At 42.5% G+C, this 20,916-nt stretch carries 22 protein-coding genes and 1 pseudogene; 12 read left to right on the top strand and 11 right to left on the bottom strand.

Annotated features, from left to right (window positions below):
* Window positions 1-18: 18 nt before the first annotated feature.
* The gene (gene treC, locus ACFO3D_RS17375; RefSeq protein ID WP_390299099.1) at window positions 19-1,677 is read left to right on the top strand and encodes an alpha,alpha-phosphotrehalase; all 1,659 of its coding nucleotides are present in this window, start codon (window positions 19-21) and stop codon (window positions 1,675-1,677) included.
* A 12-nt stretch (window positions 1,678-1,689) separates the two neighbouring features.
* A pseudogene (treR, locus tag ACFO3D_RS17370) lies at window positions 1,690-2,390 on the top strand (trehalose operon repressor).
* 609 nt (window positions 2,391-2,999) lie between these two features.
* Here the strand turns inward: treR and ACFO3D_RS17365 are convergent.
* Window positions 3,000-3,863 (bottom strand): manganese catalase, encoded by an 864-nt coding sequence (locus tag ACFO3D_RS17365; RefSeq protein WP_390299096.1) that lies wholly within the window; start codon window positions 3,861-3,863, stop codon window positions 3,000-3,002.
* 80 nt (window positions 3,864-3,943) lie between these two features.
* Here ACFO3D_RS17365 and ACFO3D_RS17360 point away from each other — a divergent pair, with 80 nt between their 5' ends.
* The 4 genes from ACFO3D_RS17360 (at window position 3,944) to arsC (ending at window position 6,402) form a co-directional block, all read left to right on the top strand.
* Window positions 3,944-4,231, top strand: a complete 288-nt coding sequence (locus tag ACFO3D_RS17360) for a YkvA family protein (RefSeq protein ID WP_390299093.1) — start codon at window positions 3,944-3,946, stop codon at window positions 4,229-4,231.
* Window positions 4,232-4,302: 71 nt separating this feature from the next.
* On the top strand, window positions 4,303-4,644 hold the full coding sequence (locus ACFO3D_RS17355; RefSeq protein ID WP_390299090.1) for an ArsR/SmtB family transcription factor: 342 nt from the start codon (window positions 4,303-4,305) through the stop codon (window positions 4,642-4,644).
* Window positions 4,645-4,669: 25 nt separating this feature from the next.
* Window positions 4,670-5,968, top strand: a complete 1,299-nt coding sequence (locus tag ACFO3D_RS17350) for an arsenic transporter (RefSeq protein WP_390299087.1) — start codon at window positions 4,670-4,672, stop codon at window positions 5,966-5,968.
* A gap of 14 nt (window positions 5,969-5,982) precedes the next feature.
* Window positions 5,983-6,402 carry an arsenate reductase (thioredoxin) gene (gene arsC / locus ACFO3D_RS17345; protein ID WP_390299084.1) on the top strand — a complete coding sequence of 140 codons (420 nt, stop codon included), beginning with the start codon at window positions 5,983-5,985 and terminating at the stop codon, window positions 6,400-6,402.
* A 35-nt stretch (window positions 6,403-6,437) separates the two neighbouring features.
* Here arsC and ACFO3D_RS17340 read toward each other — a convergent pair whose 3' ends face one another.
* Window positions 6,438-6,626 (bottom strand): hypothetical protein, encoded by a 189-nt coding sequence (locus ACFO3D_RS17340; protein WP_390299081.1) that lies wholly within the window; start codon window positions 6,624-6,626, stop codon window positions 6,438-6,440.
* 293 nt (window positions 6,627-6,919) lie between these two features.
* Complete coding sequence (locus tag ACFO3D_RS17335) at window positions 6,920-7,078, bottom strand: YfhE family protein (protein ID WP_390299078.1); 159 nt, start codon at window positions 7,076-7,078, stop codon at window positions 6,920-6,922.
* Window positions 7,079-7,225: 147 nt separating this feature from the next.
* On the opposite strand from ACFO3D_RS17335, the gene ACFO3D_RS17330 reads away from it, so the two are divergent.
* The 3 genes from ACFO3D_RS17330 (at window position 7,226) to ACFO3D_RS17320 (ending at window position 11,059) form a co-directional block, all read left to right on the top strand.
* Window positions 7,226-8,374, top strand: a complete 1,149-nt coding sequence (locus ACFO3D_RS17330) for a thiolase family protein (RefSeq protein ID WP_390299074.1) — start codon at window positions 7,226-7,228, stop codon at window positions 8,372-8,374.
* 179 nt (window positions 8,375-8,553) lie between these two features.
* Entirely contained in the window at window positions 8,554-9,840 is a 1,287-nt protein-coding gene (locus ACFO3D_RS17325) for a DUF2254 domain-containing protein (RefSeq protein WP_390299071.1), read from the top strand.
* Window positions 9,841-9,892: 52 nt separating this feature from the next.
* Entirely contained in the window at window positions 9,893-11,059 is a 1,167-nt protein-coding gene (locus ACFO3D_RS17320) for a CapA family protein (RefSeq protein WP_390299068.1), read from the top strand.
* Between the two features lie 28 nt (window positions 11,060-11,087).
* Here ACFO3D_RS17320 and ACFO3D_RS17315 read toward each other — a convergent pair whose 3' ends face one another.
* Window positions 11,088-11,777 carry a DUF1129 family protein gene (locus ACFO3D_RS17315; RefSeq protein ID WP_390299066.1) on the bottom strand — a complete coding sequence of 230 codons (690 nt, stop codon included), beginning with the start codon at window positions 11,775-11,777 and terminating at the stop codon, window positions 11,088-11,090.
* On the bottom strand, window positions 11,755-12,108 hold the full coding sequence (locus ACFO3D_RS17310; RefSeq protein ID WP_390299064.1) for a PadR family transcriptional regulator: 354 nt from the start codon (window positions 12,106-12,108) through the stop codon (window positions 11,755-11,757). Before ACFO3D_RS17310 ends, ACFO3D_RS17315 begins: the two co-directional genes overlap by 23 nt.
* Window positions 12,109-12,481: 373 nt before the next feature.
* On the opposite strand from ACFO3D_RS17310, the gene ACFO3D_RS17305 reads away from it, so the two are divergent.
* From ACFO3D_RS17305 to ACFO3D_RS17295, 3 genes are all read left to right on the top strand, one after another.
* Window positions 12,482-13,294 carry a DUF368 domain-containing protein gene (locus ACFO3D_RS17305; RefSeq protein ID WP_390299061.1) on the top strand — a complete coding sequence of 271 codons (813 nt, stop codon included), beginning with the start codon at window positions 12,482-12,484 and terminating at the stop codon, window positions 13,292-13,294.
* A 68-nt stretch (window positions 13,295-13,362) separates the two neighbouring features.
* Window positions 13,363-13,683 (top strand): thioredoxin family protein, encoded by a 321-nt coding sequence (locus ACFO3D_RS17300; RefSeq protein WP_390299058.1) that lies wholly within the window; start codon window positions 13,363-13,365, stop codon window positions 13,681-13,683.
* A gap of 88 nt (window positions 13,684-13,771) precedes the next feature.
* Entirely contained in the window at window positions 13,772-14,374 is a 603-nt protein-coding gene (locus ACFO3D_RS17295; protein ID WP_390299055.1) for a class I SAM-dependent methyltransferase, read from the top strand.
* 3 nt (window positions 14,375-14,377) lie between these two features.
* Here the strand turns inward: ACFO3D_RS17295 and ACFO3D_RS17290 are convergent, their stop codons facing one another.
* The 6 genes from ACFO3D_RS17290 to phnD all read right to left on the bottom strand — a co-directional run bounded on the left by ACFO3D_RS17290 (window position 14,378) and on the right by phnD (window position 20,800).
* Complete coding sequence (locus ACFO3D_RS17290; protein WP_390299052.1) at window positions 14,378-15,007, bottom strand: VOC family protein; 630 nt, start codon at window positions 15,005-15,007, stop codon at window positions 14,378-14,380.
* 77 nt (window positions 15,008-15,084) lie between these two features.
* Window positions 15,085-16,677 (bottom strand): bifunctional metallophosphatase/5'-nucleotidase, encoded by a 1,593-nt coding sequence (locus tag ACFO3D_RS17285; RefSeq protein ID WP_390299049.1) that lies wholly within the window; start codon window positions 16,675-16,677, stop codon window positions 15,085-15,087.
* Window positions 16,678-17,357: 680 nt separating this feature from the next.
* Window positions 17,358-18,158, bottom strand: a complete 801-nt coding sequence (gene phnE, locus ACFO3D_RS17280) for a phosphonate ABC transporter, permease protein PhnE (RefSeq protein WP_390299046.1) — start codon at window positions 18,156-18,158, stop codon at window positions 17,358-17,360.
* Window positions 18,158-18,973, bottom strand: a complete 816-nt coding sequence (gene phnE / locus ACFO3D_RS17275; protein ID WP_390299043.1) for a phosphonate ABC transporter, permease protein PhnE — start codon at window positions 18,971-18,973, stop codon at window positions 18,158-18,160. Before phnE (ACFO3D_RS17275) ends, phnE (ACFO3D_RS17280) begins: the two co-directional genes overlap by 1 nt.
* Window positions 18,970-19,746: a phosphonate ABC transporter ATP-binding protein gene (gene phnC / locus ACFO3D_RS17270; RefSeq protein WP_390299040.1), complete on the bottom strand. Its 777-nt coding sequence runs from the start codon at window positions 19,744-19,746 to the stop codon at window positions 18,970-18,972. Before phnC ends, phnE (ACFO3D_RS17275) begins: the two co-directional genes overlap by 4 nt.
* Before the next feature lie 124 nt (window positions 19,747-19,870).
* Window positions 19,871-20,800, bottom strand: a complete 930-nt coding sequence (gene phnD, locus ACFO3D_RS17265) for a phosphate/phosphite/phosphonate ABC transporter substrate-binding protein (protein WP_390299037.1) — start codon at window positions 20,798-20,800, stop codon at window positions 19,871-19,873.
* Window positions 20,801-20,916 lie beyond the last annotated feature (116 nt).

Genomic DNA, 20,916 nt, shown 5'->3' with positions numbered 1-20,916 from the left:
CAGCATGAGGTGTTAACAATGAGCGAAGCATGGTGGCAGAAAGCTGTCGTTTATCAGATTTATCCGAAGAGCTTCAATGATACAACAGGCAATGGCCTGGGTGATATTCGGGGGATTATCGAAAAGCTGGATTATATTAATAAGCTAGGTGTCGATGTTATCTGGCTGACACCTGTCTACCAGTCCCCGCAAAAAGATAATGGCTACGATATCAGTGACTATTTCGCTATTGAACCTGCTTACGGAACAATGGAGGATTTTGAAGAATTGCTGGAGGAGACACATAAGCGTGGGATGAAACTGATTATGGATCTGGTCATCAACCATACATCTACCGACCATGAGTGGTTCCAGAAGGCCGCAGAGTCGAAGGACAGTCCATTCCATGATTTCTATATCTGGAAAGATGCTGCTAATGGTGATGAGCCAAATAACTGGCAGTCAAAATTCGGTGGATCAGCATGGGAGTTTGATGAGAAAACAAACCAGTATTACCTTCATTTATTTGACCGGACACAAGCGGATCTTAACTGGGAAAACGAAGAGCTTAGGGAAAAGTTATATGACATGATGCGGTTTTGGGCCAAGAAAGGCATTGATGGCTTTCGCCTTGATGTTATCAACCTAATTTCCAAAAATCAGGATTTTCCAAATGATGATACTGGGGACGGTCGCAAGTTTTATACCGATGGACCCCGGATTCACGAGTACCTGCATGCGATGAATCAGGAAGTATTTTCGCAGTACGACATGATGACAGTTGGAGAAATGTCGTCAACAACGCTTGAGAATTGTGTGCTGTATACCCGACCGGAGCGAAAAGAACTGGATATGACATTTCAGTTCCATCATTTAAAAGTGGATTATCCCGGTGGCGATAAATGGACGAAAGCGCCATTCGATTTTCTTGAACTGAAAAAAATCCTTTCTGACTGGCAGGTCGGTATGAATGAAGGTGGCGGATGGAACGCTCTGTTCTGGTGCAACCATGACCAGCCTCGGGCGGTGTCCCGATTCGGTGATGACGAAAAGTATCATCGAGAGTCCGCGAAGATGCTTGCGACCACTTTGCACATGATGCAGGGTACTCCCTATATCTATCAGGGTGAGGAATTTGGGATGACCAACCCGAAATTTGACCATATCGATAAATACCGTGATGTAGAGTCAATCAATGCACATGAAATACTGAGTCAAGCCGGTAAGTCAGAAAATGAAATACTGGAAATCTTAAAGCAGAAGTCACGCGACAATGCTCGGACGCCAATGCAGTGGTCTTCTGAAAAGCATGCCGGATTCTCTGAAGGAACCCCGTGGATTCCACTTGCCGATAATTACAAAGAAATCAATGCGGAAAATGCAGTAAAGGATTCGAACTCAATTTTTGCACATTATCAGGAGCTGGTGAAACTACGAAAAGAACGTGATATAATTACCTATGGTGATTATCAGCTTATCCTCGAAGATGACGATAAAATCTTTTCCTATACACGTAACTGGAACGGGGAGACGCTACTTGTGGTCAGCAATTTTTATGCAGAGGAAGTAACCCCAGAGATTGATCTGGAGAGGGATGGCGACATAGAACTCGTTATCTCCAACTATGCAGACTCCAGCCCAACTTATAAGAACCTGACCCTGAGACCGTATGAATCAGTTGTCTATTTTATAAAGTAATGGGGAATGGAAATGCAGAAGAAGTATTTAACTATTTACAATGACCTTGCCGGAAAAATTCAGGATAATTTTTGGCCAAAAGAATCAATGCTCCCTTCGGAAAATGGGCTTACTGAAATGTATGCAACTTCCCGTGAGACAATCCGAAAAGCATTGAACTTGCTAGCACAAGAAGGTTATATTCAGAAAGTCCGAGGTAAGGGTTCAGTTATTATTAATAGAGATAAATTTGATTTTCCGGTTTCCGGGAATTGGCTGAAAATCTTCAACTGTCTTCCAAGACAATAGTGAATCAGCTGACTGATTGCGAAGCCGACAGAGAACTGAGTGACAAGCTTGGGCTCGAGCCGGAAGAAACAATCCTAAAGGTTAGTCGTTCTAGAGAGATTGACGGGGCACGAATCATCTTGGATAAGGACTTTTTCAATAAGAATTATGTACCTTCTTTGACAGAAGATATTTGTGAAGATTCGATTTATAAATACCTTGAAAAAGAACTAGGGCTCGTTATCGGGTTTGCCAGAAAAGAGATCGTGGTTGAAGAACCTTCTGATGAAGACAGGGCACTGATGGATCTTGAGGGTCATACAAATATTGTTGTGATTAAAAGTACGGTTCATCTGGATGACGCCAGTCTATTTCAGTATACCGAATCAAGGCACCGTCCTGACAAGTTTCGGTTTGTTGATTTTGCCCGAAGGATTCAGAACTGACGGAATTACCAAAGACGAACGAAATAGCATAAGAATCTTAAAATGTTACTCTTCTATAAGTGGATCTTATTTCTGAGTTGATATAAAAAGCGACGTAGTGAAAACTCAATTGACTAGGAAACGCTATGGATGCGTGCGTCTTCGTCGCTTCGGAAATGCACTTCGCTTTCCGCGGGCGGCTGGTGAGCCTCCTCGTGCTTTGCACTCCGGGGTCTCAACGAGGCCTTTCCTCCCGCAGGAGTCTACGTCCATTTCCTCCGCTGGAAAAAGGCGAGCGAACTGTATTTATATTGACCTCCTAATCTCATTTATTAGCGTAGCGTAGCAGAATACGGAGACTCCTGTGGGAACAGCACGAGTCGAAGACCCCGCAAGAAGCGTTTTTTGCTTCTGAGGAGGCTGAGGCCGTGCCCACGGCAAAGGAAACACTGTGAAAGCTTTAGCTTGAACAGATGTTGGACTTGCACCCGGAGTGGTGAAAGCGAAGTATTCTGTCGTAGCGAAGCTGCGCTGTTATGTCGCAGTTTATAGTTTATACGAAACATCAAATCCGAACTACTCAATCGATAGTTCGGATTTTATATGACCTATAAACTTTCTGTCCCAGGACTATTCGTTTTTATAGGTAGCATTGTTTGCATCGGGAGGTGTTTTCCTGGGGACAGGTGTACCGTGCACATATGGTGGCGATGCATTTAAAATAGGAACCTGGCCCATGGCTTCAGGGTTTGAAATATATTCGAAATTCCCCTGTCCGTCATAGGAAGAACCTTTCGCCCATCGGCCATTTGCACTTTCCTCGCCTTTTGAGAAGTTCATGAATGAGTAGGACACTTCCTGTTTTTCTTTCTCCTGCGGGAAGGTACTTGGCACAATTGCTTTCTGATTTTGTTCAAGTTCTTCAATTGCAGCCATCCATTGGTTTTGATGCATGGTATCGCGGGCAATAAGAAAAGAGAGCATATCTCTTACACCAGGATCTGTAGTTGACTCATACAACCTAACAACCTGGAGCCGCCCTTGTGATTCAGCATTAAGATTTGCCCGGAAATCGGCAAGCAGGTTACCACTCGAGATTGTATAACGTGAGTTCCATGGGTATCCCACACTGTCGGTTGGAGTTGCTCCCAATCCAGATACAATCATATGCTGCGGGTTCATACCACCGAGTACAGACTCTATGATTGGATCTTTTGCAGCCTCATCGACGTCCTTGGCGGGTGCCCCGTCAAGTAACTGCGCAATCATGGTTGCAATCATCTCAACGTGGGCTATTTCCTCCGTCCCGATATCGAGGAGCATATCACGATATTTCTGTTCACCGCGGCAGTTCCAACCCTGGAAGAGATATTGCATCATAACAGTCATTTCTCCAAATTGACCACCCAGGATTTCCTGCAGCTTTTTGGCATAAACAGGATCCGGCTGCGATGGCTTTGCATTGTACTGGAGTTCCTTAATGTGATAAAACACAATTTGTCCTCCTTTTATGTTATCATTCTGTTGTAGTATGGGTATCTGGTTTAAAACTATGCGAAGGGAAGGCGACATCAATGTTTAAACTCCTAAAGCGAATGCGTTTTATCCTGAAATTTCATAAGTCTGTTCCGTTCATAAAAGATTTCTTTACTTCCACCGAGGTTAAGCGTGGAACCAAATTGTTCTATGCCGTTTTATTTTTCGGATATTTAGCATTCCCGTTTGATATCATCCCTGATTTTCTAGCTTTTTTCGGTGTATTGGATGATATTGCTATTGCTGCTTTTCTTTTAGAGCGGATGGTTAAAGCTGCCCCCGACTCACTTAAAGAGAAGCATGCTGCAGTAAGCGAGATAAGTTGATATTACTGCAGTTTTCTATTATGCTTATATAAGCATTTGCTTATATTCTAATGAATGACGGGGGGAATTTTATGGAAAAAACCGGTGTACGAATAGATGACATGGTTCCTGTGTTAAAACTTTTAGGTGACCGTACCCGATTAACAATCGTGTTTTTGCTTAATCGGAATCCTTGCTGTGTCTGTGAACTTGTGGAAGTGCTGGAAATGTCTCAACCGTCAATCAGCCAGCATTTACGCAAATTAAGAGACGCACGGATGGTCACAGAAGAACGCAGGGGCCAATGGATTTATTATTCTATAAATAAAGAGTCATCGTCCTATGGGTTGGTAGAGAATGTTTTGGAGTTGCTCCCTGCCCAGAAAGAATGGATGGAAAAATTGAATGAAGCAAAAGCTAATACACAATGCTGACTGCATCGATACAGGGGGAACATAATTGGATTTACAAACGTTTTTTGCAATAGCTATCTTTTTAATTACATTAATACTGATTATCTGGCAGCCTAAAAATCTTGGTATTGGCTATACAGCATGTGCCGGGGCAATCCTTGCTCTTATTGCCGGGGTCGTTAATTTTGACGATGTCATTGCTGTAACGGACATTGTCTGGAATGCAACGCTTGCATTTGTAGCGATTATTATTATTTCACTTATTTTAGATGAGATTGGTCTATTTGAGTGGGCTGCATTGCACATGGCGCGAATTGCTGGCGGGAATGGAATTAAGATGTTTGTATACATCTCGGTACTTGGAGCGATTGTGGCGGCACTATTCGCCAATGACGGAGCTGCGCTTATTCTGACGCCAATCGTCCTCGCGATGGTCCGTGCACTTAAATTTAAAGAAACATTTATATTGCCGTTCATCATGGCGAGTGGCTTCATCGCGGATACAACTTCCTTGCCATTGATTGTAAGTAACCTGGTGAATATCGTCTCAGCTGACTTTTTTGGAATAGGCTTTTTGGAATATGCTTCACGAATGATTATTCCAAATCTGTTTTCATTGGTTGCAAGTATAATTGTTCTATATCTCTTTTTCCGGAAAGATATACCGCGCGACTATGATCTGAACGACCTGAAATCTCCAGTCACGGCGATCCGGGACCAACGAATGTTCCGCATATCATGGATCGTTCTAGCTGTTTTACTAGCAGGCTATTTTGCCAGCGGTATATTCGATATACCTGTTTCCATAATTGCAGGCGCTATTGCTATTATTTTTCTATTGATGGGAAGAAGAAGCGAGGCAGTGAATACTGCCAAAGTAGTAAAGGGCGCACCATGGGCCATCGTATTTTTCTCTGTTGGTATGTATGTAGTTGTTTACGGCCTGCGTAATGTGGGGCTTACTGACCTGCTGGCCAACGTAATCGGAGCCGCTGCAGAGCAAGGCTTATTCGTGGCAACGATTTCAATGGGCTTTATCGCAGCGATATTGTCATCGATTATGAATAATATGCCGACGGTGATGATTGATGCGCTTGCCATTGCCGATACGAATACCACCGGCGTTATAAAAGAAGCGCTGATTTACGCTAATGTAATTGGAAGTGATCTGGGACCTAAGATAACACCGATTGGTTCATTGGCAACACTTCTGTGGCTGCATGTACTCAGGACCAAAGGGGTCAGGATCTCATGGGGTTATTATTTTAAAATTGGAATAATCCTTACCGTTCCGACACTATTTGTAACGCTAGTAGGGCTCTATCTTACACTCTTATTATTTTAAGGAGCTGATATAAAATGGCTAATAAACCTATTCTCTATTTTTTATGTACGGGAAATTCCTGTCGCAGTCAGATGGCTGAAGGTTTTGGAAAGAAACATCTGGGTGATGAATGGGAAGTAAAAAGTGCCGGGATTGAAGCACATGGGTTGAATCCTCTGGCAGTAAAAGCGATGGCTGAAGTTGATGTCGATATATCTGATCAGGAATCAAATATTATAGACCCTGACACCCTCAATAATGCTGATCTTGTCGTGACTCTTTGTGGGGACGCTAAGGATAAATGCCCAATGACCCCTCCAAGTGTCCGTCGCGAGCATTGGGGTTTCGACGATCCTGCCAAAGCAGAGGGAGCAGAGTCGGAACGCTGGAAAGTATTTCAGCGTGTCCGCGATAACATCGAAGCACGAATCGTTCAATTTAAAAATAACCAATAAGAAAACCGGGGGCCTTATAAGGCTCCCGGTTTTATTTACTGATTTCCTGATTGTTGCTCGTCTTTCTCATCAGGAATATATTTAGTAAAGTATGCAGCGAAAATTAGGCTGATGAAGGTTAATCCCCATGAAGCTATACCACTCCAACGGAAGTCCAGCCGTAATCCGATAATTAATATGACGCCACTCAAAACCAGGAAAAAGGTTGATAAATACCGTTTCAAAGATAACACCCCAATATTAGGTATAACAATTCGAATGAATTTCTCTCTCATTATATGTCTCTATCCCCAGTTATATCATAAAAAAAGGTCCAATAGGGCTTTAGGAGAATAATTTTACGATTCATTAATATGGTTAGCCTTTTATATATTGCCATTAACAAGGCGAAATTAAACAGATAGCTGGGTGATTGAATTCTTTATATATAATACGTATGCGGGGCGTATCATGTTTCACTGAAATATAAATTTAAAAAGTACCCTGGGGTTAAACCAGCAGGGTACTTAGAATCTTTTTATGAAATTAAGTTAGGGTTTTCACGTTTTGCTTCTTTAACGCGTGGTCTGCGGAAGCCACCGGCCATGTCCGCTTGTTTGAATTCTTTTGAGTAGCGCACTTCCTGGGCATCTGTCATTTGCTTATCTTTAGCAGGTTGATACTGTTTTCTGCGCATTTTTAGACATCCTTTCTAGTAATAGATTTTCTGTCTATTAATTTAATTCCCGTTACATCATTACTAAAACATATAGAATAGGGTTTTAAAATTTTTAAAAAGTCAGATATAATGAAAATACGTACTGTAAAAAAGGGGTGGAAGTGAATGCGGGAAGTAGTTATTGTAGAGGGCTGCCGTACTGCTGTGGGACGAAGAAAAGGAATCTTTGCAGATTACCGGTCCGATGAACTGGCAGCGGTGGTGTTGGATGAGGTAGTTAATCGGGCAAAAGTAGACAAATCGGCTGTTGACGATATTATCCTTGGGTGTGTAACACAAGTTGGTGAACAGGCTGGGAATGTCGCAAGAACTTCGGCACTGATAGCCGGATTTCCGATTGAGGTTCCTGGTGTCACCATCGATCGACAATGCGGTTCCAGTCAGCAGGCTGTACACTTTGGTGCACAGGCCATTGCAGCCGGGGATATGGATATTGTGATTGCTGGCGGTGTGGAAAGTATGACACGGGCACCGATGTTCTCCAATATTCAGGATACCAAGCCAAGCAAAAAGCTTACCGATAAATATGAGATAGTTAATCAGGGAATCTCAGCAGAGAAAATGGCAGATAAATGGGGCTTTTCCCGGCATCAGCTTGATGAATACTCCTTGCAGAGTCACCAGCGTGCTTTGAATGCAATAGAAAAAGGTGCTTTTGACAAAGAGATTGTCCCAGTAGAAGTTCCAGATGGAAATGATGAAACAAAGGTAGCCGAACAAGATGAGGGGCCACGTGCTGATACAACTATGGAGGCACTGGGAGAATTGAAAACAGTTTTCCGTGAGGACGGGAAAATAACTGCCGGTAACGCCAGCCAGATGAGTGATGGTGCCAGCGCGGTTTTGTTAATGTCCAGAGAAAAAGCGGAGGAATTGGGTCTGAAACCAAAAGCCCGAATCATAAGTCGCGCTGTGGTAGGTTCGGATCCAACCCTTATGCTGACCGGACCGATTGCCGCCACACGGAAGGTTCTAGAGAAAGCGAGTCTTTCTATCGATCAAATTGATCGGTATGAAGTTAATGAGGCTTTTGCGCCTGTCCCGCTTTCCTGGCTGCATGAAACAGGCGGGGATCCTGATAAATTAAATGTAAATGGCGGGGCCATCGCGCTAGGTCATCCGCTTGGTGCTACAGGAACCAAGCTTCTGGTTACATTACTTAATGAATTAGAACGGTCAGATGGCAAGTATGGTTTATTAGCAATATGTGAAGGAATGGGTACAGCCAACGCCACCATCATCGAGCGGCTGTAAAGCTTTCCGTAGATACACGTGATCCAATGGGTCATGTGTATTTTTTTATACTATTAGTTTTCTAAGGAAGATAGTATAAGAAAAACTTCGACACTCGTTATAGTCGAGACGAATATCGAGTTTTTCTAATGGTTTTCGGGTATAGGGAAAAATACGGTGAACAATGAGGAGGTATCTTGGTGAAATCTACAAAAACATGGATTGGTATCCGTGATAATTTTTGGCTCGTCCCTGCTATTTATGGAATTATTGCTATAGTTTCTGTAGTGGGCCTGAATGCACTTGATAGCTGGCTCATAGCTGCGTATACAAAGGAAATTCCGCAATTGTTGCTGACAAGCCAGGAGACTGCCAAATCATTATATGCATCACTTGTAACTGCTATCCTAACAATGACGACCATTAGCTTTTCAGTAATCATGGTAGTTCTGACTACGTATTCCATGCAATTTTCACCGCGTACCCTTCAAGATTTTATGCGAAGCAGAGTCACCCACCATGTCCTTGGGGTATTCAGTTTTGGTTTTATATTTGCACTGACTTACTTACTGCTAAGTGGAGAAAATCGGACGATACTAGGTCCGATTATGATGACTATGGTCGCTATTTGCTGTCTTGGTTTTTTTATTTACTTCATCCATCACTCTGCACGCCTGGTTCAGGTAAACCAGCTGATCAAAAAAATTCATGCAGATGGGAACCAGGTCATTTCTCATGCCTTTAGGGGGAGAGAATTTAACGAGCATGAGACGTGGGAAGGAAAGGATATAGAGCAAATCAAAGAGCAGTCCGGATACGAGCTGACTGCTAACGGTCCTGGCTACATTCAATCAATTAACTGGAAGCCGCTTGTAAAGTGGGCAAAAGAAAAAGACATTGCAGTCGAATTAAAAATTCAGACCGGTGATTATGTTTTCAAGGATGTTCCTGTAGCAAAAATAGTAGGTACTGACAGTGAGACTGCATCCAAGAAACTGCATAATCACATCGTAATCGGCAATGAACGGACAGATATCCAGGATGTTGAGTTTCTGTTAGAGAAACTGGTTGAAATTGCGGTAATGGCGATTTCGCCTGCCAAAAACGATCCACATACCGCTTCCAACAGTATTAACAGAATTGGATCTTTACTTGCCAGACTGGGAAAAGAATACCGTGAGGCACGTTATTTGTCCGACAAGGATGGTGAGCTCCGGGTAATCGCCCGTCCAAAACGTTATGAGGACTATCTGTATAAAAGTTTCTATCAGATCAAACATTATAATAACGACGACGTATCAATATATTTCAGTATGATAGAGGTCCTTTACAAAGTTGCACTCGTGAGTGAGGAAACAATCCAGCGAAAAATATGGGATTTCCATCATTATATCATTGAAGCAATTGACTGGGAGTCACTTCAGAAGACCGACCGAGAATACCTGCAGGAAATATATGATAAATTCCTGTCGATATATGATAGTTAAGAGTATCTCGCTGTGATATGATGAAGGAAAATGACAAGGAGTATTTTGGCCTATGAAACGGGTTAAATTAATAACTTTGCTGCTGTTATTCATATTTATTTTGCTGGCGGCCTGCTCGGATAAGGAATCAGGTCAAACAGCCGAACAGGACAAGCAAGAGAAACCTGAACAGCAGTCTGAAGAACCAGCTGAACCGGAAAATCAGGATAAAGAAATCACCATTTCGGCAATCGGCGATTTACTAATTCATGATAGCGTCTATAGAGACGCAAAAGCGTCTGATACCTATAATTTTATGAAAATGTTTGATCAAGTAGCGCCATACCTAAAAGATTCCACCATAACAATGGCCAACCAGGAAACAATGATTGGGGGAGAAGAGCTTGGTTTATCTTCCTATCCTCAGTTTAACAGTCCGTTTGCGGTTGGCGATGCACTGAAACAGTCAGGTGTAGATGTGGTTACCATTGCTAACAATCATACGCTCGATGGCGGAGAAGAAGCGATTAAACGGGCGATAAATCATTGGGAAAAGATAAATATGATGTATACGGGTGCCTATAAATCTAAGGCGGACAGTAATCAGCTTCGAATCTACGAAACAGAGGAAGGGATCTCTGTCGCATTCCTGGCATTCACGTATGGCACCAATGGATTGCCAGTTCCTGAAGGGAAGAACTATCTGGTTAATCTGATTGACCGGCAATTGATTGCCAGCCGAATCGAAGAAGCAAAGAAACAGGCGGACGCTGTTATCTTAAGTCTGCATTTTGGTAATGAATACGAACGCCTTCCAAGTGAACGACAGAAAGAGCTTGCACAGTTTGCAGCTGACGAAGGAGTGCACGCCGTGATTGGGCATCACCCGCACGTCTTGCAGCCGGTGGAGTGGGTGAAAGGTGAAAATGGAAATAAAACGTTAGTAGCGTACTCATTAGGGAATTTTCTTTCAGGTCAGGATGAGTTCTACCGGCGGATTGGCGGAATGCTGAAGTTTACCATTAAGAAGAACAACGAAAATGGCAATGGTTCAGTCGAGATTACGTCCCCCAAGTTTCTGCCAACGTTTGTAAAGTATCAAAACTGGTCAGATTATGAGATTGTTCCGATGCACCGGCTTTCAAATGATGAACTAACCAATGCCTCGAAACATTATCAAGAGATAAAAAATCATATGGCACAATGGATGCCTGAACTGGAATTCATCGAGGAGAAGTGAAACGCCTATCCAATTACGGATAGGCGCTTTATGTAATGCGGTATCTTTTGTTCATGGCGAAAGAAACCAGGTAAAGCAGTAATCCAATTCCGGCAAATGAGAGAGTAGGGATACGGATTATTGGTCCAAATGCAGGTATTAAATACGGAATAGTGACAAACAAGCTAATCGCACATGTGCTTATTAACCAAATCTGGAATATTTCTGACCACTTACCAGTAACTTTCTCGGCAAATGAAGAACCTTTCAGCCATTTCAGGATGAGTTTAACAGACAACCAGAGCAGAAGCAGGTCTAAAATTATTGTAATAATAGCTGAGCCAAGTGAAAAAACGGTTTGCTCTGAACCTAATTCAAACAAGAAATTTAAGCCGAACCCTATAATACCGTGCGTCAAGGAAATAATCGCAAGGAATTGAAGTGCGATAAAGCTAATGAATTTTATCCGTTTTTGTGGATCTTCACGAGGGATTTCGCCGATTATCTCCTGACAATATTTCTCAGGGTTATTTCCGAACACCTCTTTTGCAGTACGCCCCTCACTCTGTGCGTGAAGCAAGTGTTCAAGCAACTCAAGAAGAACTTCTTCTGTATACTGTTCTGACTTATTGGAGTGCAGGCGAATGTATGTAAGCATATTCTCATAATAAGTACGATTATTATTATTCAATTGCTCCCGTAATTCATTGTTTCGTTTAATTATTTCTTTTGGATTCATCTGGATTATCCTCCTTTCCGATAATACTGTCGACGGGTAATTTTATTGCCTTCCAATGACTAATAAATTGTCCAAGGGCATCCTTCCCGTCGGATGTTAAATAGTAATATTTCCGATTAGGTCCAGTCTCTGACTTCTCCATCTCGCCCTGTATTAAGCCTTCCCGCTGCAGGCGAAGAAGGAGGGGATAAACCGAACCTTCACTAACATCCGTAAGACCAAATTCCTGAAGACGTACTGATAGTTCGTAGCCGTAAACAGGCTGCCTGTTAATGATGGCTAGAATACATCCTTCCAAAATACCTTTAAGCAGCTGACTTCGTAATGACATATAATTACCTGCCTTGTAATACAAGATACTAGCGGTTTCAATAGCTACCTTGTTAAACAAAGTAGTTATCTTAAGTATACATTTTTTTCAGGAAAGTACAAGTAAATATTGAGCATCCTTCATATGCTTTACACTAGGATGTTTTCTTAAAGTCTGTTGCTCTTTAATCTCGTAGTTTGTGTGAATTGCGACATAGTTAATTTGGGATGTGCTTTCTAACTTTAGACTAATGAGTGTGCTTTATCACCGCTCCGGGTGAAAGCGGAGTGTATTTCCGGAGCGAAGCCTTTCTGTTGCATGGAAGTTTATTTTTTAAAATCAATCTTTCAATAAACAGCTTATCAGTAAAACAATCAAAGGGGGGGGATATTAAATGGAGTGGAAGAACGTCTATCGGGGTATGGTGATGGGTGCAAGTGATATCATCCCCGGTGTGAGCGGAGGGACAATCGCAGTCATTCTCGGCATTTATGACCGGATGATTACCGCGATAAATGGGATTGCAGGCAGGGAGTGGAGGAAGCATCTGAGCTTTTTGGTTCCATTGTTGATTGGAATTATGACTGCTGTCTTTTTGCTTAGTCGTGTAATGGAATGGTTGTTTGCGAGCTTTCCGGGGCCGACTAAATTTTTCTTTCTTGGCCTTATTTTTGGAGTGCTACCGTATCTTGTGACAACCGCTGGATTAAAAAGTTTTAGGGGAAATCATTTTGTTTTATTGCTATTTGGGTGCCTTATTGTTGCCTTGCTTAGCTTCCTCTCCGTAAACGATGGCACTGTGATGGAGGGAGTGTCAGGAACCACATATGCACTACTATTTATCGCAGGGTTCATTGCCAGCAGTGGCATGATATTGCCTGGAATAAGTGGCTCTTTTATGCTGTTAATTTTGGGGGTTTATCCAACCATCATCACCGCAATTAGCAATTTTAGGATTGATGTACTTTTGATTACCGGGGCAGGGGTGATAATAGGCATCCTGATTATGAGTAAAATAATCCACTATTTCTTGAAGGCCTACTATACAGCGACTTTTGCTCTGATTATCGGAATGGTTTTGGGATCGGGGTTTGTTATTTTCCCGGGCTGGCCGGCTGATACTGAACTAGTATCCATAAGTGTCGCTGCTTTTGCTTTGGGTTTGGCTGCTGCCTATCTGCTTAGTAGGGTGGAACATCGTTCATAAGCATTCTGTAAGACATAGCCGTAAAATGCGGTTACAATAGTCTAGAGAATGCAAAAGGGGTGTTTGACATGATACATTTAGATACAGAAGCGCAGTTCAACGAGGTAATTCAATCGGACAAGCCTGTCATTGTAAAGTTTTTCGCAGACTGGTGTCCAGACTGCAAACGGATGGATATGTTTATTGGAGATGTCATGGAAGAATTCAAGAATCATGATTGGTATCAGATTAACAGTGACGAAGTTGAAGGGATAGCTCAGAAATATGAAGTAATGGGAATCCCAAGTATACTAATTTTCCAGAATGGCGAGAAAATCGCCCACCAGCACAGTGCATATACCAAGTCTCCAGAGTCTGTCAGTGAATTTCTTCATCAGCAACTGGGATAATATATAAATGGCCACTTTTAAAGTGGTCATTTTTGATTAGGATCCGGGTAATTCAGGGTATGGTATTTCCTGAGGAGTGACATATTTTATGGGGAAAATAAATATGTATAGCCAGTTTGCCAGACCACAGGGGCTGCCCGGCTGGATTGCTGGATGGTATATGTCCCGCGAGAACAGAGAGATAAATAAGTGGACGATTGATTTTCTAAATGTGCAGGACGGTGAGCATGTACTTGAAATAGGATTTGGTTCAGGTAAGGCACTTAAATATATCCTGCAACAGGCAGATGAAGTCAGGCTTACAGGTGTCGATGTATCGGAAGTGATGGTATACCAAACATTACGAAGATTAAACAAACATTTGATCAATAGTGAAATCCTTCTAATGGAAGGACAGGCGGACAAATTGCCACTGTTATCGCAAAAAGTGGATAAAGTTCTGGTGATCAATAATGTTACATTCTGGGAAACCCCCGTTAAGACTTTGCGTAACATATACAGTCAAATGACAGAGGGAGGGAAGATTGCTCTGACTATTCGACCGCATGAAAAAGGGGCGACTGACGATACGAGTGAACTGATTGGCGGGCAGCTGTCTGCACTGTTGGCTCAAGCAGGTTTCACTAATATTGAATTTTTTCTTAAACCTACCAAGCCCACCAATACAGTTTGCGCCCTCGGAACAAAATAAAGGTCAACCGAGGGAAAATGTCAGTTTGTCTGCAACTTTTAGTTCGGTATTTGAAAGCTGGGTGGAATCATCATCAAAATGAAGTTGAAAGACATGACTGAATTCTTCCATGTTATTAATCATAGCAGATAGACTGGTAATCTGCTGACTGTTGATTAGACTTCTGTCAGACGGAGTGTTTTTGACAGGACCCCATTCAATTAAAAAAGGTAATTCTTCTTCTTTGGTTGATTGGGGAAACAGCATTCGCCATTCGAGGGTTGACCCATCAGGTCTATTCCTGCTGCCCGGAATCGGCCCTGTAAACGAAATCCCAGCTTTACTAAAGTGTTCCACAAGTCCATCCATATTTTCTGTTCGGAGAGCGTATTGAACTATTCCTTCTTGATTGTGATCAAGCGCCTCGACAACCTCCTGGATTAATGGATTATCAGATTTAGCGGCAATCTTCCGGTCGAACAACCCAATCCATTCAATATAACTGTTATTATCAAAGTAGGCGAGATAGTTATAAGTACCCCAATAATCATGTTTACCGCCTTGGATAACTTTCACACTATGTTCATCTTCAAACTTCTGTGCTGCCTGTTCCGGGTTGTGTGCAACTATTACAATATGATCAATTGCCAACATGTTATCGCCTCCAAAAGAATATTTAAAGGAGGGGAACTACCGTCTCCTACGTGTTTTCCCCTCTGTCTGCCACTGATTTATTTTTTAACAGTAAAGTTCTTGGTGGTAGTGGCGGCAACGGTTCTGTATTTTTCAAAATAAGTTCGGATAAGTTCGACCGCATCTTTTTGAATTTCTTTCACTACCGGTTTACCTTTAAACATATCATAATTGCCTCCACCGTTAGCACGGTAGTTATTCAGAACGACGTGATAAGTTTCATCTGCTTGGAGCGGATTCCCATGATGGGTAACTTCTTCGAGGCGTGATCCGCTGGGCCGACGCATGTTGATTGTATACTCAATCCCTTCCCACATATCATAGTTGTAATGTTGGGGCTTAGGCTCTATATATGAAGGATTGACTACAACCTCGTCATTATCGAGGATGAAATAATCAGCACTCTTCTCAAGGGCATCAATAATATCCTGCCCTGACAGCTCAAGTACGACCAATGTATTCGGGTACATATAGTTGGAGACGATATCTCGCATCGTCACAACGGAACCAAAGCCTTTAGACTCATTATTAAGCAATGAGGTCACGGATATATCAGTCCCACTCGCTTCCATTTGAACACGCTGAATAAACTCGATAAAAGCATGTTTATTTAATCTGGCATCAAGAGGATTATCAATCGTCATATCTCCCTCGATACGGCCAATTGGCTGGTCAAGCCATTGCTGGGTGGATGATTCGATTTCGTCCATATAACTAATAATCTCTGCATCTTCCTCAACATGTTCAAGTGAGTTTACCGCAGCCTGTTTTCCGGTTACAATCCATCCGTTAACCCTGTGTTCAAGAAGCAAATCCACTTCCCCAAAAAACTTTCCATTGTTTCCTGGCTGTATAACCAGAACGTTGTTTATATCTCCAGTTAGTACTCGATGCTGATGGCCGGTAAGTAATACATCAATGCCTTCCACCTGTTCACACATTGCGTATCCCTGATTTTCACCAGTCAGTTCTTCCGTTGCTTCACCGGTTTCCAAATCACGTTCGAAACCGCCATGATATGAAGCAATTAGAATATCAGGCTTTTCGGTATCCCGAATACTGGTAACCCACTTGCTTAAGGTCTCCAATGCATCCTCAAACCGGACTTGGGCAATATGCTCCGGAGATTCCCAGTTTGGGATATAATGCGTAGTCACCCCAACGATTGCAATTTTAATACCGTTATCCAGCACCTTTGTTATGTAAGGTGGTCCATAATATGGTTCTCCGCTGGTTTGGTCTACAGTGTTGGCCGATATCCAAGGAAACTCTGATTGGTTTACCGCATCCTGTAGAACCTTTTTTCCAAAGTTAAATTCATGATTGCCAATTACACTTGCTTCAATTCCAATCCGGTTCATAATTCCAATCATGGGATTTTCCTTGTCACTGTGCTCTTTAACATAATGTGTCATTAGAGGAGTTCCTTGAATGAGATCCCCATTATCAAGCACCATAACATGTTTATTTTCTTTCTGTTTTTGCTTAACGACGGTTGCATATTTTGCTAAGCCGAGTTCGGCATATTCGTTTGTTCCATATAGAATCGGCATGGCGTTACCGTGAACATCGCTTGTATAGAGTAATTTTACTTTTTCTGTCTTGCTCTGCACTATAATCCTTCCTTCCATTAGAAAAAAACATGACGAAATTCCCGTAAGCGTTCTTCTAATACTATCTTCCAACGAAACTGTCTTAATATAAAAGATTGGTTGTTTTTCACATAAAAACTATAAACTACGAAGTAGTGAAGGTTCTAAGATAGAGTGCTGAAACACTGCTACGGAAATACACTACGCTTTCCACGGGCGGCTGTTGAGCCTCCGTTGAGCTAACGCTCTCCGGGGTCTCATCGAGGCCTCTGCTCCCGTAGGAGTCTCCGTGTATTTCCTCAGCTGATAGTGAGCTTCGGATTTGCTTTTTATGCCTCTTACGCTTGAGGGACTCTATACAAGGGTACCTTAGAACAGCTCGTTTTTAATCCGGAAACCTGTAATAGAGCAGGTAGAATACGTAGACCCTTGGGGAACAGCACGAGTCCAAAGACCCCACAGCGAGGAACGATTGAGGAGGCTGAGGCCGTGCCCCCGGCAAAGGAGACACTGCGAAAGTATGAGCAGATGTCGTACTTGCACCCGGAGTGGTGAAAGCGAAGTATTCTGCCGGAACGGGTCCAAACACTCATATATTAAATTTTCACTGCTGCGCAGTTTATATCAACTGCGGGCTAAGGGTAACAAAGCTAGTTTTTGTTAGTATAAGAAAGAAACGAAATCAGAGCATGTCTTCTAATTTCGTTTCCATTTTTCCATTATACAATTTTTCGTCTGATTCGTGCAGAAACAAAATCTATAACTGTGACAACGATAATGATTGCCAGTAGAATTAGGCCCATTTCGTTCCAGTTACGGTTGTTTGCAGCAAAAATAATCATTGTACCGATACCACCGGCGCCCACGATACCGAGAATGGAAGATGCCCGGATATCAATCTCAAATCGATAGATCGCGTACGACAGGAATTCCGGTATAATCTGTGGCAGAACTCCATAGAAGAGCGCCTGTACTTTATTAGCGCCATTTGCCTCCATGGCCTCGACCACCTGCATATCAATCGATTCAACGACCTCGGAATATAGTTTACCAAGCATCCCGGTGGATCCTACTGCAATCGCCAGCACACCGGCAAAAGCATTTGGTCCAACTGCAACTACGAACAAGATTGCTAAAATAATGTCAGGAAAAGCACGGACTGCGGAGAGTATCCACTTACCGATCGCCGTTAAAAAGCGGCTGCGGGACATATTCTGGGCTGCTAAAAATCCAAGTGGGATTGCTAGGATAGCGGCCATAAATGATCCGGCAAAAGCGATGGTGATCGTTTCAATAATTTTTACCGTCACTTCACCAGCTGCTTCCCAGTTAGGATGGAACAGTTTGGGAATTACCCGGTGGAAATTATTAAAGGCGCGTTCAATAGCCCGTCCCCAATCGATATCGATTCCGAGGAATGTCCAGACATATAATGCAATTACTGCAAAAAAGATTGCGATATGTTTCAGCCGTTTGACTATAGATTTTTTCCGTTTTGGAGGTAATGTATATGTCGCCATTAGATAAGCGCCTCCCTTAACTTGTTACTGATATATTCAATAATAAGCACCACTACAAAAATTAATATAATGATGGCCATTGCATTCGGATAATTATAGAAACGAAGCTGCTGGTCAAGCACAAGTCCGATACCACCTGCTCCTACTAGTCCAAGTACTACGGAAGCACGGATGTTTATTTCAAACACGTACAGTACAAATGAGGTGAATTGTGGCAGGACCTGGGGTACCAGCGCATAATATATAACCTGCAGTGTATTACCTCCCGCAGCCCGCATTGCTTCTAATGGGTTCATATCAACTGCTTCGATTGTTTCACTGATCAACTTTGCGAGGATTCCAAGCGAAAATATAATTAGAGCCATAATACCTGGGAATAGTCCCACACCGAAAAGCCCTACAAATACAACCGCAAGCACAAGGTCAGGAATGGTACGCAAAATGTTCAGAAGCGTCCGTACACCTGCGTAGAGCGGCTTAAATGTCGTAATATTTTGCGCTGATAGGAGTGCCAATGGAATTGTCAGAATAGCAGCTACTGTTGTAGCGATAATAGCCATTTGGATTGTTTGTGCCATCGGGTCCCATACTGCTGGGATTACACTGAGATTTGGCGGGAAAAACTTCTCAATAACTACCCCCATATTGCCAAGTGCGTCTCCAAATCCCCCGACCATTTTTCGCTGTGTCCAATACATACTGAACAGGTAAAAACCTATTACGATAAAAAAAATAAGGGTAACCTGCGCTTTTGTTTTGGCAGGATACAGGGATGGTGTTGTCGTCTGTGAAAGAGAAGGCGTTTGCTTGGTCACGATTCTTTTGCCCCCCCACGCAAGTCATCCTCACGTATCGTACGGCCGTAAATTTCTTCAAATGTTTTTTCGGTTACTTTTGACACCGGTCCATCAAAAACTACTTCACCAGCACGCATTCCGATAATCCGATCAGCGTACTCCATAGCCATATCAATAAAGTGCAGGTTAACAATTGTTGTGATATTATCTTCTTTATTTATTTTTTTCAGGTATGTCATAACCTGATGGGAAGTCGGCGGATCAAGGGAAGCAACCGGTTCATCAGCAAGGATATAATTAGGTTTTTGTGTAAGCACGCGAGCGATACTGACCCGCTGCTGCTGACCGCCACTCAATTCGTCAGCACGATTGTGGATTTTTTCTTCAATGTTCACTCGCTTAAGGCTTTCATAGGCGAGGCCCACGTCTTCTTTTTTATATAGGCTGAGAATGGAACGAATTGTACCGGTATGGCCAAGGCGCCCTGCGATAACATTCTTAAGCACATTACTCCGTTTAACTAGATTATAGTTCTGAAAGATCATCCCAATTTTCGTCCGTAGTTTGCGAAGATCAGAACCACGGTACTTTAATATGTCATCATCATCAATAAGCAGTGAACCAGAAGTAGGTGTGACAAGCCGGTTAATACTTCTGATAAAGGTTGATTTTCCGGCGCCGGATAAACCAACGATTACGACAAATTCACCATCTTTTATGGTTACGTTCACGTTTTTGAGCCCTTCTGTTCCGTTTGGATAGACAAGCCCTACATCCTTAAATTCAATCATTTTATGTATTTCCCCCGTTACATTTGTTTGATATAACACGTCGAAGTCCATGTCAGATTATCTTGACTTAGAAAAAAAGGAGGAGATGGTTCCTCCTCCTTTAAATGTAAAGTTAATGAAGTATTTATAGTTCAATGTTATCTTTAAATTTCTGGTACGTATCTTTAACTACCGTATATTCTTCATCAGAAGCTTCGATAATCGCGTCCCAGTTGTATACTTCGTTCATGATTTTAATCATCTCTTCGTCTTCATTGAATGATAGGAAGATTTCTTTGATTTCTTTCACAAGCTCATCATCCAATTCTTTTGTTACCGAGATGGTGTCGTTTGGAATATCCTGTGTATGGCCGATAACTTTTAATTTATCCATTACATCCGGATATTCTTCTTCAAGCTCTGTCCGGACGTCATCGAAAGTTGTTGCCACATCGGCATCCCCTTCATAAACTGCGATAGCAGCTGTGTCATGCCCGCCGGCTGAAAGAGTGTTAGAGAAAAAATCAGTTTCCAGTTGTGGTCCAGATTCATAGCCGAATTCCTGCATCAATTGGTTTGCAGGGAAAAGATAACCGGATGTTGATCCCTTATCAGGATATGCCCAAATTTTTCCTTCTAGGTCAGCTAATTCTTCAATCCCTGAGTCTGTACGTACCAGGTATTGTGCTTTGTATGTACCAGAACCATAGCGTTCAGATTTAAGGATTACTTCCACACCGTATTGCTCGTTGGCAAGAACGTAGCCGAATGCAGGTATGAATCCAACCTGGACCTGATTGGCACCCATTGCTTCAACCAATGCGTTGTAGCTTGTCATAACCTGTCCCTGAACTTCAATTCCGAGTTCTTCACCCAGACGCTTTGCCAGAGGTTCTACAGTATCGGCGATAGTATCGGAATCCTGTGAGGGAACAAATCCCATAACGATTGTGTCAGGTTTTTCTCCGCCGTCCCCGCTGCTGCCTTCTGCTGAATCTCCACCTTCTGAACTGCCGCATGCCGCCAGGAACAGTGCGATACCCAGCACAAGCAATAGACTAAAAAGTTTTCTCATTTTGACCCTCCTGAAAATATATAGATAATTTTTACTACCCCTTAATTAAATACTATTTTTCCAAAAAATGCTATACAATTTTTGAAGTTTTACATACAATTAACGTATTTTTCAGG

The sequence above is a fragment of the Virgibacillus kekensis genome (assembly GCF_042654125.1).
GTDB lineage: Bacteria > Bacillota > Bacilli > Bacillales > Amphibacillaceae > Lentibacillus > Lentibacillus kekensis.
Note: the sequence above shows the minus strand (reverse complement) of the source record. Positions and strands in the feature narration are given on the sequence as shown.

What these genes read in the sequence shown, in the direction of transcription:
- treC (WP_390299099.1), top strand. Translation starts at nt 19, where the DNA reads ATGAGCGAAGCATGGTGGCAGAAAGCTGTCGTTTATCAGATTTATCCG.
- ACFO3D_RS17360 (WP_390299093.1), top strand. Translation starts at nt 3,944, where the DNA reads ATGTTTAAACTCCTAAAGCGAATGCGTTTTATCCTGAAATTTCATAAG.
- ACFO3D_RS17355 (WP_390299090.1), top strand. Translation starts at nt 4,303, where the DNA reads ATGGAAAAAACCGGTGTACGAATAGATGACATGGTTCCTGTGTTAAAA.
- arsC (WP_390299084.1), top strand. Translation starts at nt 5,983, where the DNA reads ATGGCTAATAAACCTATTCTCTATTTTTTATGTACGGGAAATTCCTGT.
- ACFO3D_RS17335 (WP_390299078.1), bottom strand. Translation starts at nt 7,078, where the DNA reads ATGCGCAGAAAACAGTATCAACCTGCTAAAGATAAGCAAATGACAGAT.
- ACFO3D_RS17330 (WP_390299074.1), top strand. Translation starts at nt 7,226, where the DNA reads ATGCGGGAAGTAGTTATTGTAGAGGGCTGCCGTACTGCTGTGGGACGA.
- ACFO3D_RS17320 (WP_390299068.1), top strand. Translation starts at nt 9,893, where the DNA reads ATGAAACGGGTTAAATTAATAACTTTGCTGCTGTTATTCATATTTATT.
- ACFO3D_RS17315 (WP_390299066.1), bottom strand. Translation starts at nt 11,777, where the DNA reads ATGAATCCAAAAGAAATAATTAAACGAAACAATGAATTACGGGAGCAA.
- ACFO3D_RS17310 (WP_390299064.1), bottom strand. Translation starts at nt 12,108, where the DNA reads ATGTCATTACGAAGTCAGCTGCTTAAAGGTATTTTGGAAGGATGTATT.
- ACFO3D_RS17305 (WP_390299061.1), top strand. Translation starts at nt 12,482, where the DNA reads ATGGAGTGGAAGAACGTCTATCGGGGTATGGTGATGGGTGCAAGTGAT.
- ACFO3D_RS17300 (WP_390299058.1), top strand. Translation starts at nt 13,363, where the DNA reads ATGATACATTTAGATACAGAAGCGCAGTTCAACGAGGTAATTCAATCG.
- ACFO3D_RS17295 (WP_390299055.1), top strand. Translation starts at nt 13,772, where the DNA reads ATGGGGAAAATAAATATGTATAGCCAGTTTGCCAGACCACAGGGGCTG.
- ACFO3D_RS17290 (WP_390299052.1), bottom strand. Translation starts at nt 15,007, where the DNA reads ATGTTGGCAATTGATCATATTGTAATAGTTGCACACAACCCGGAACAG.
- ACFO3D_RS17285 (WP_390299049.1), bottom strand. Translation starts at nt 16,677, where the DNA reads ATGGAAGGAAGGATTATAGTGCAGAGCAAGACAGAAAAAGTAAAATTA.
- phnE (WP_390299046.1), bottom strand. Translation starts at nt 18,158, where the DNA reads ATGGCGACATATACATTACCTCCAAAACGGAAAAAATCTATAGTCAAA.
- phnC (WP_390299040.1), bottom strand. Translation starts at nt 19,746, where the DNA reads ATGATTGAATTTAAGGATGTAGGGCTTGTCTATCCAAACGGAACAGAA.
- phnD (WP_390299037.1), bottom strand. Translation starts at nt 20,800, where the DNA reads ATGAGAAAACTTTTTAGTCTATTGCTTGTGCTGGGTATCGCACTGTTC.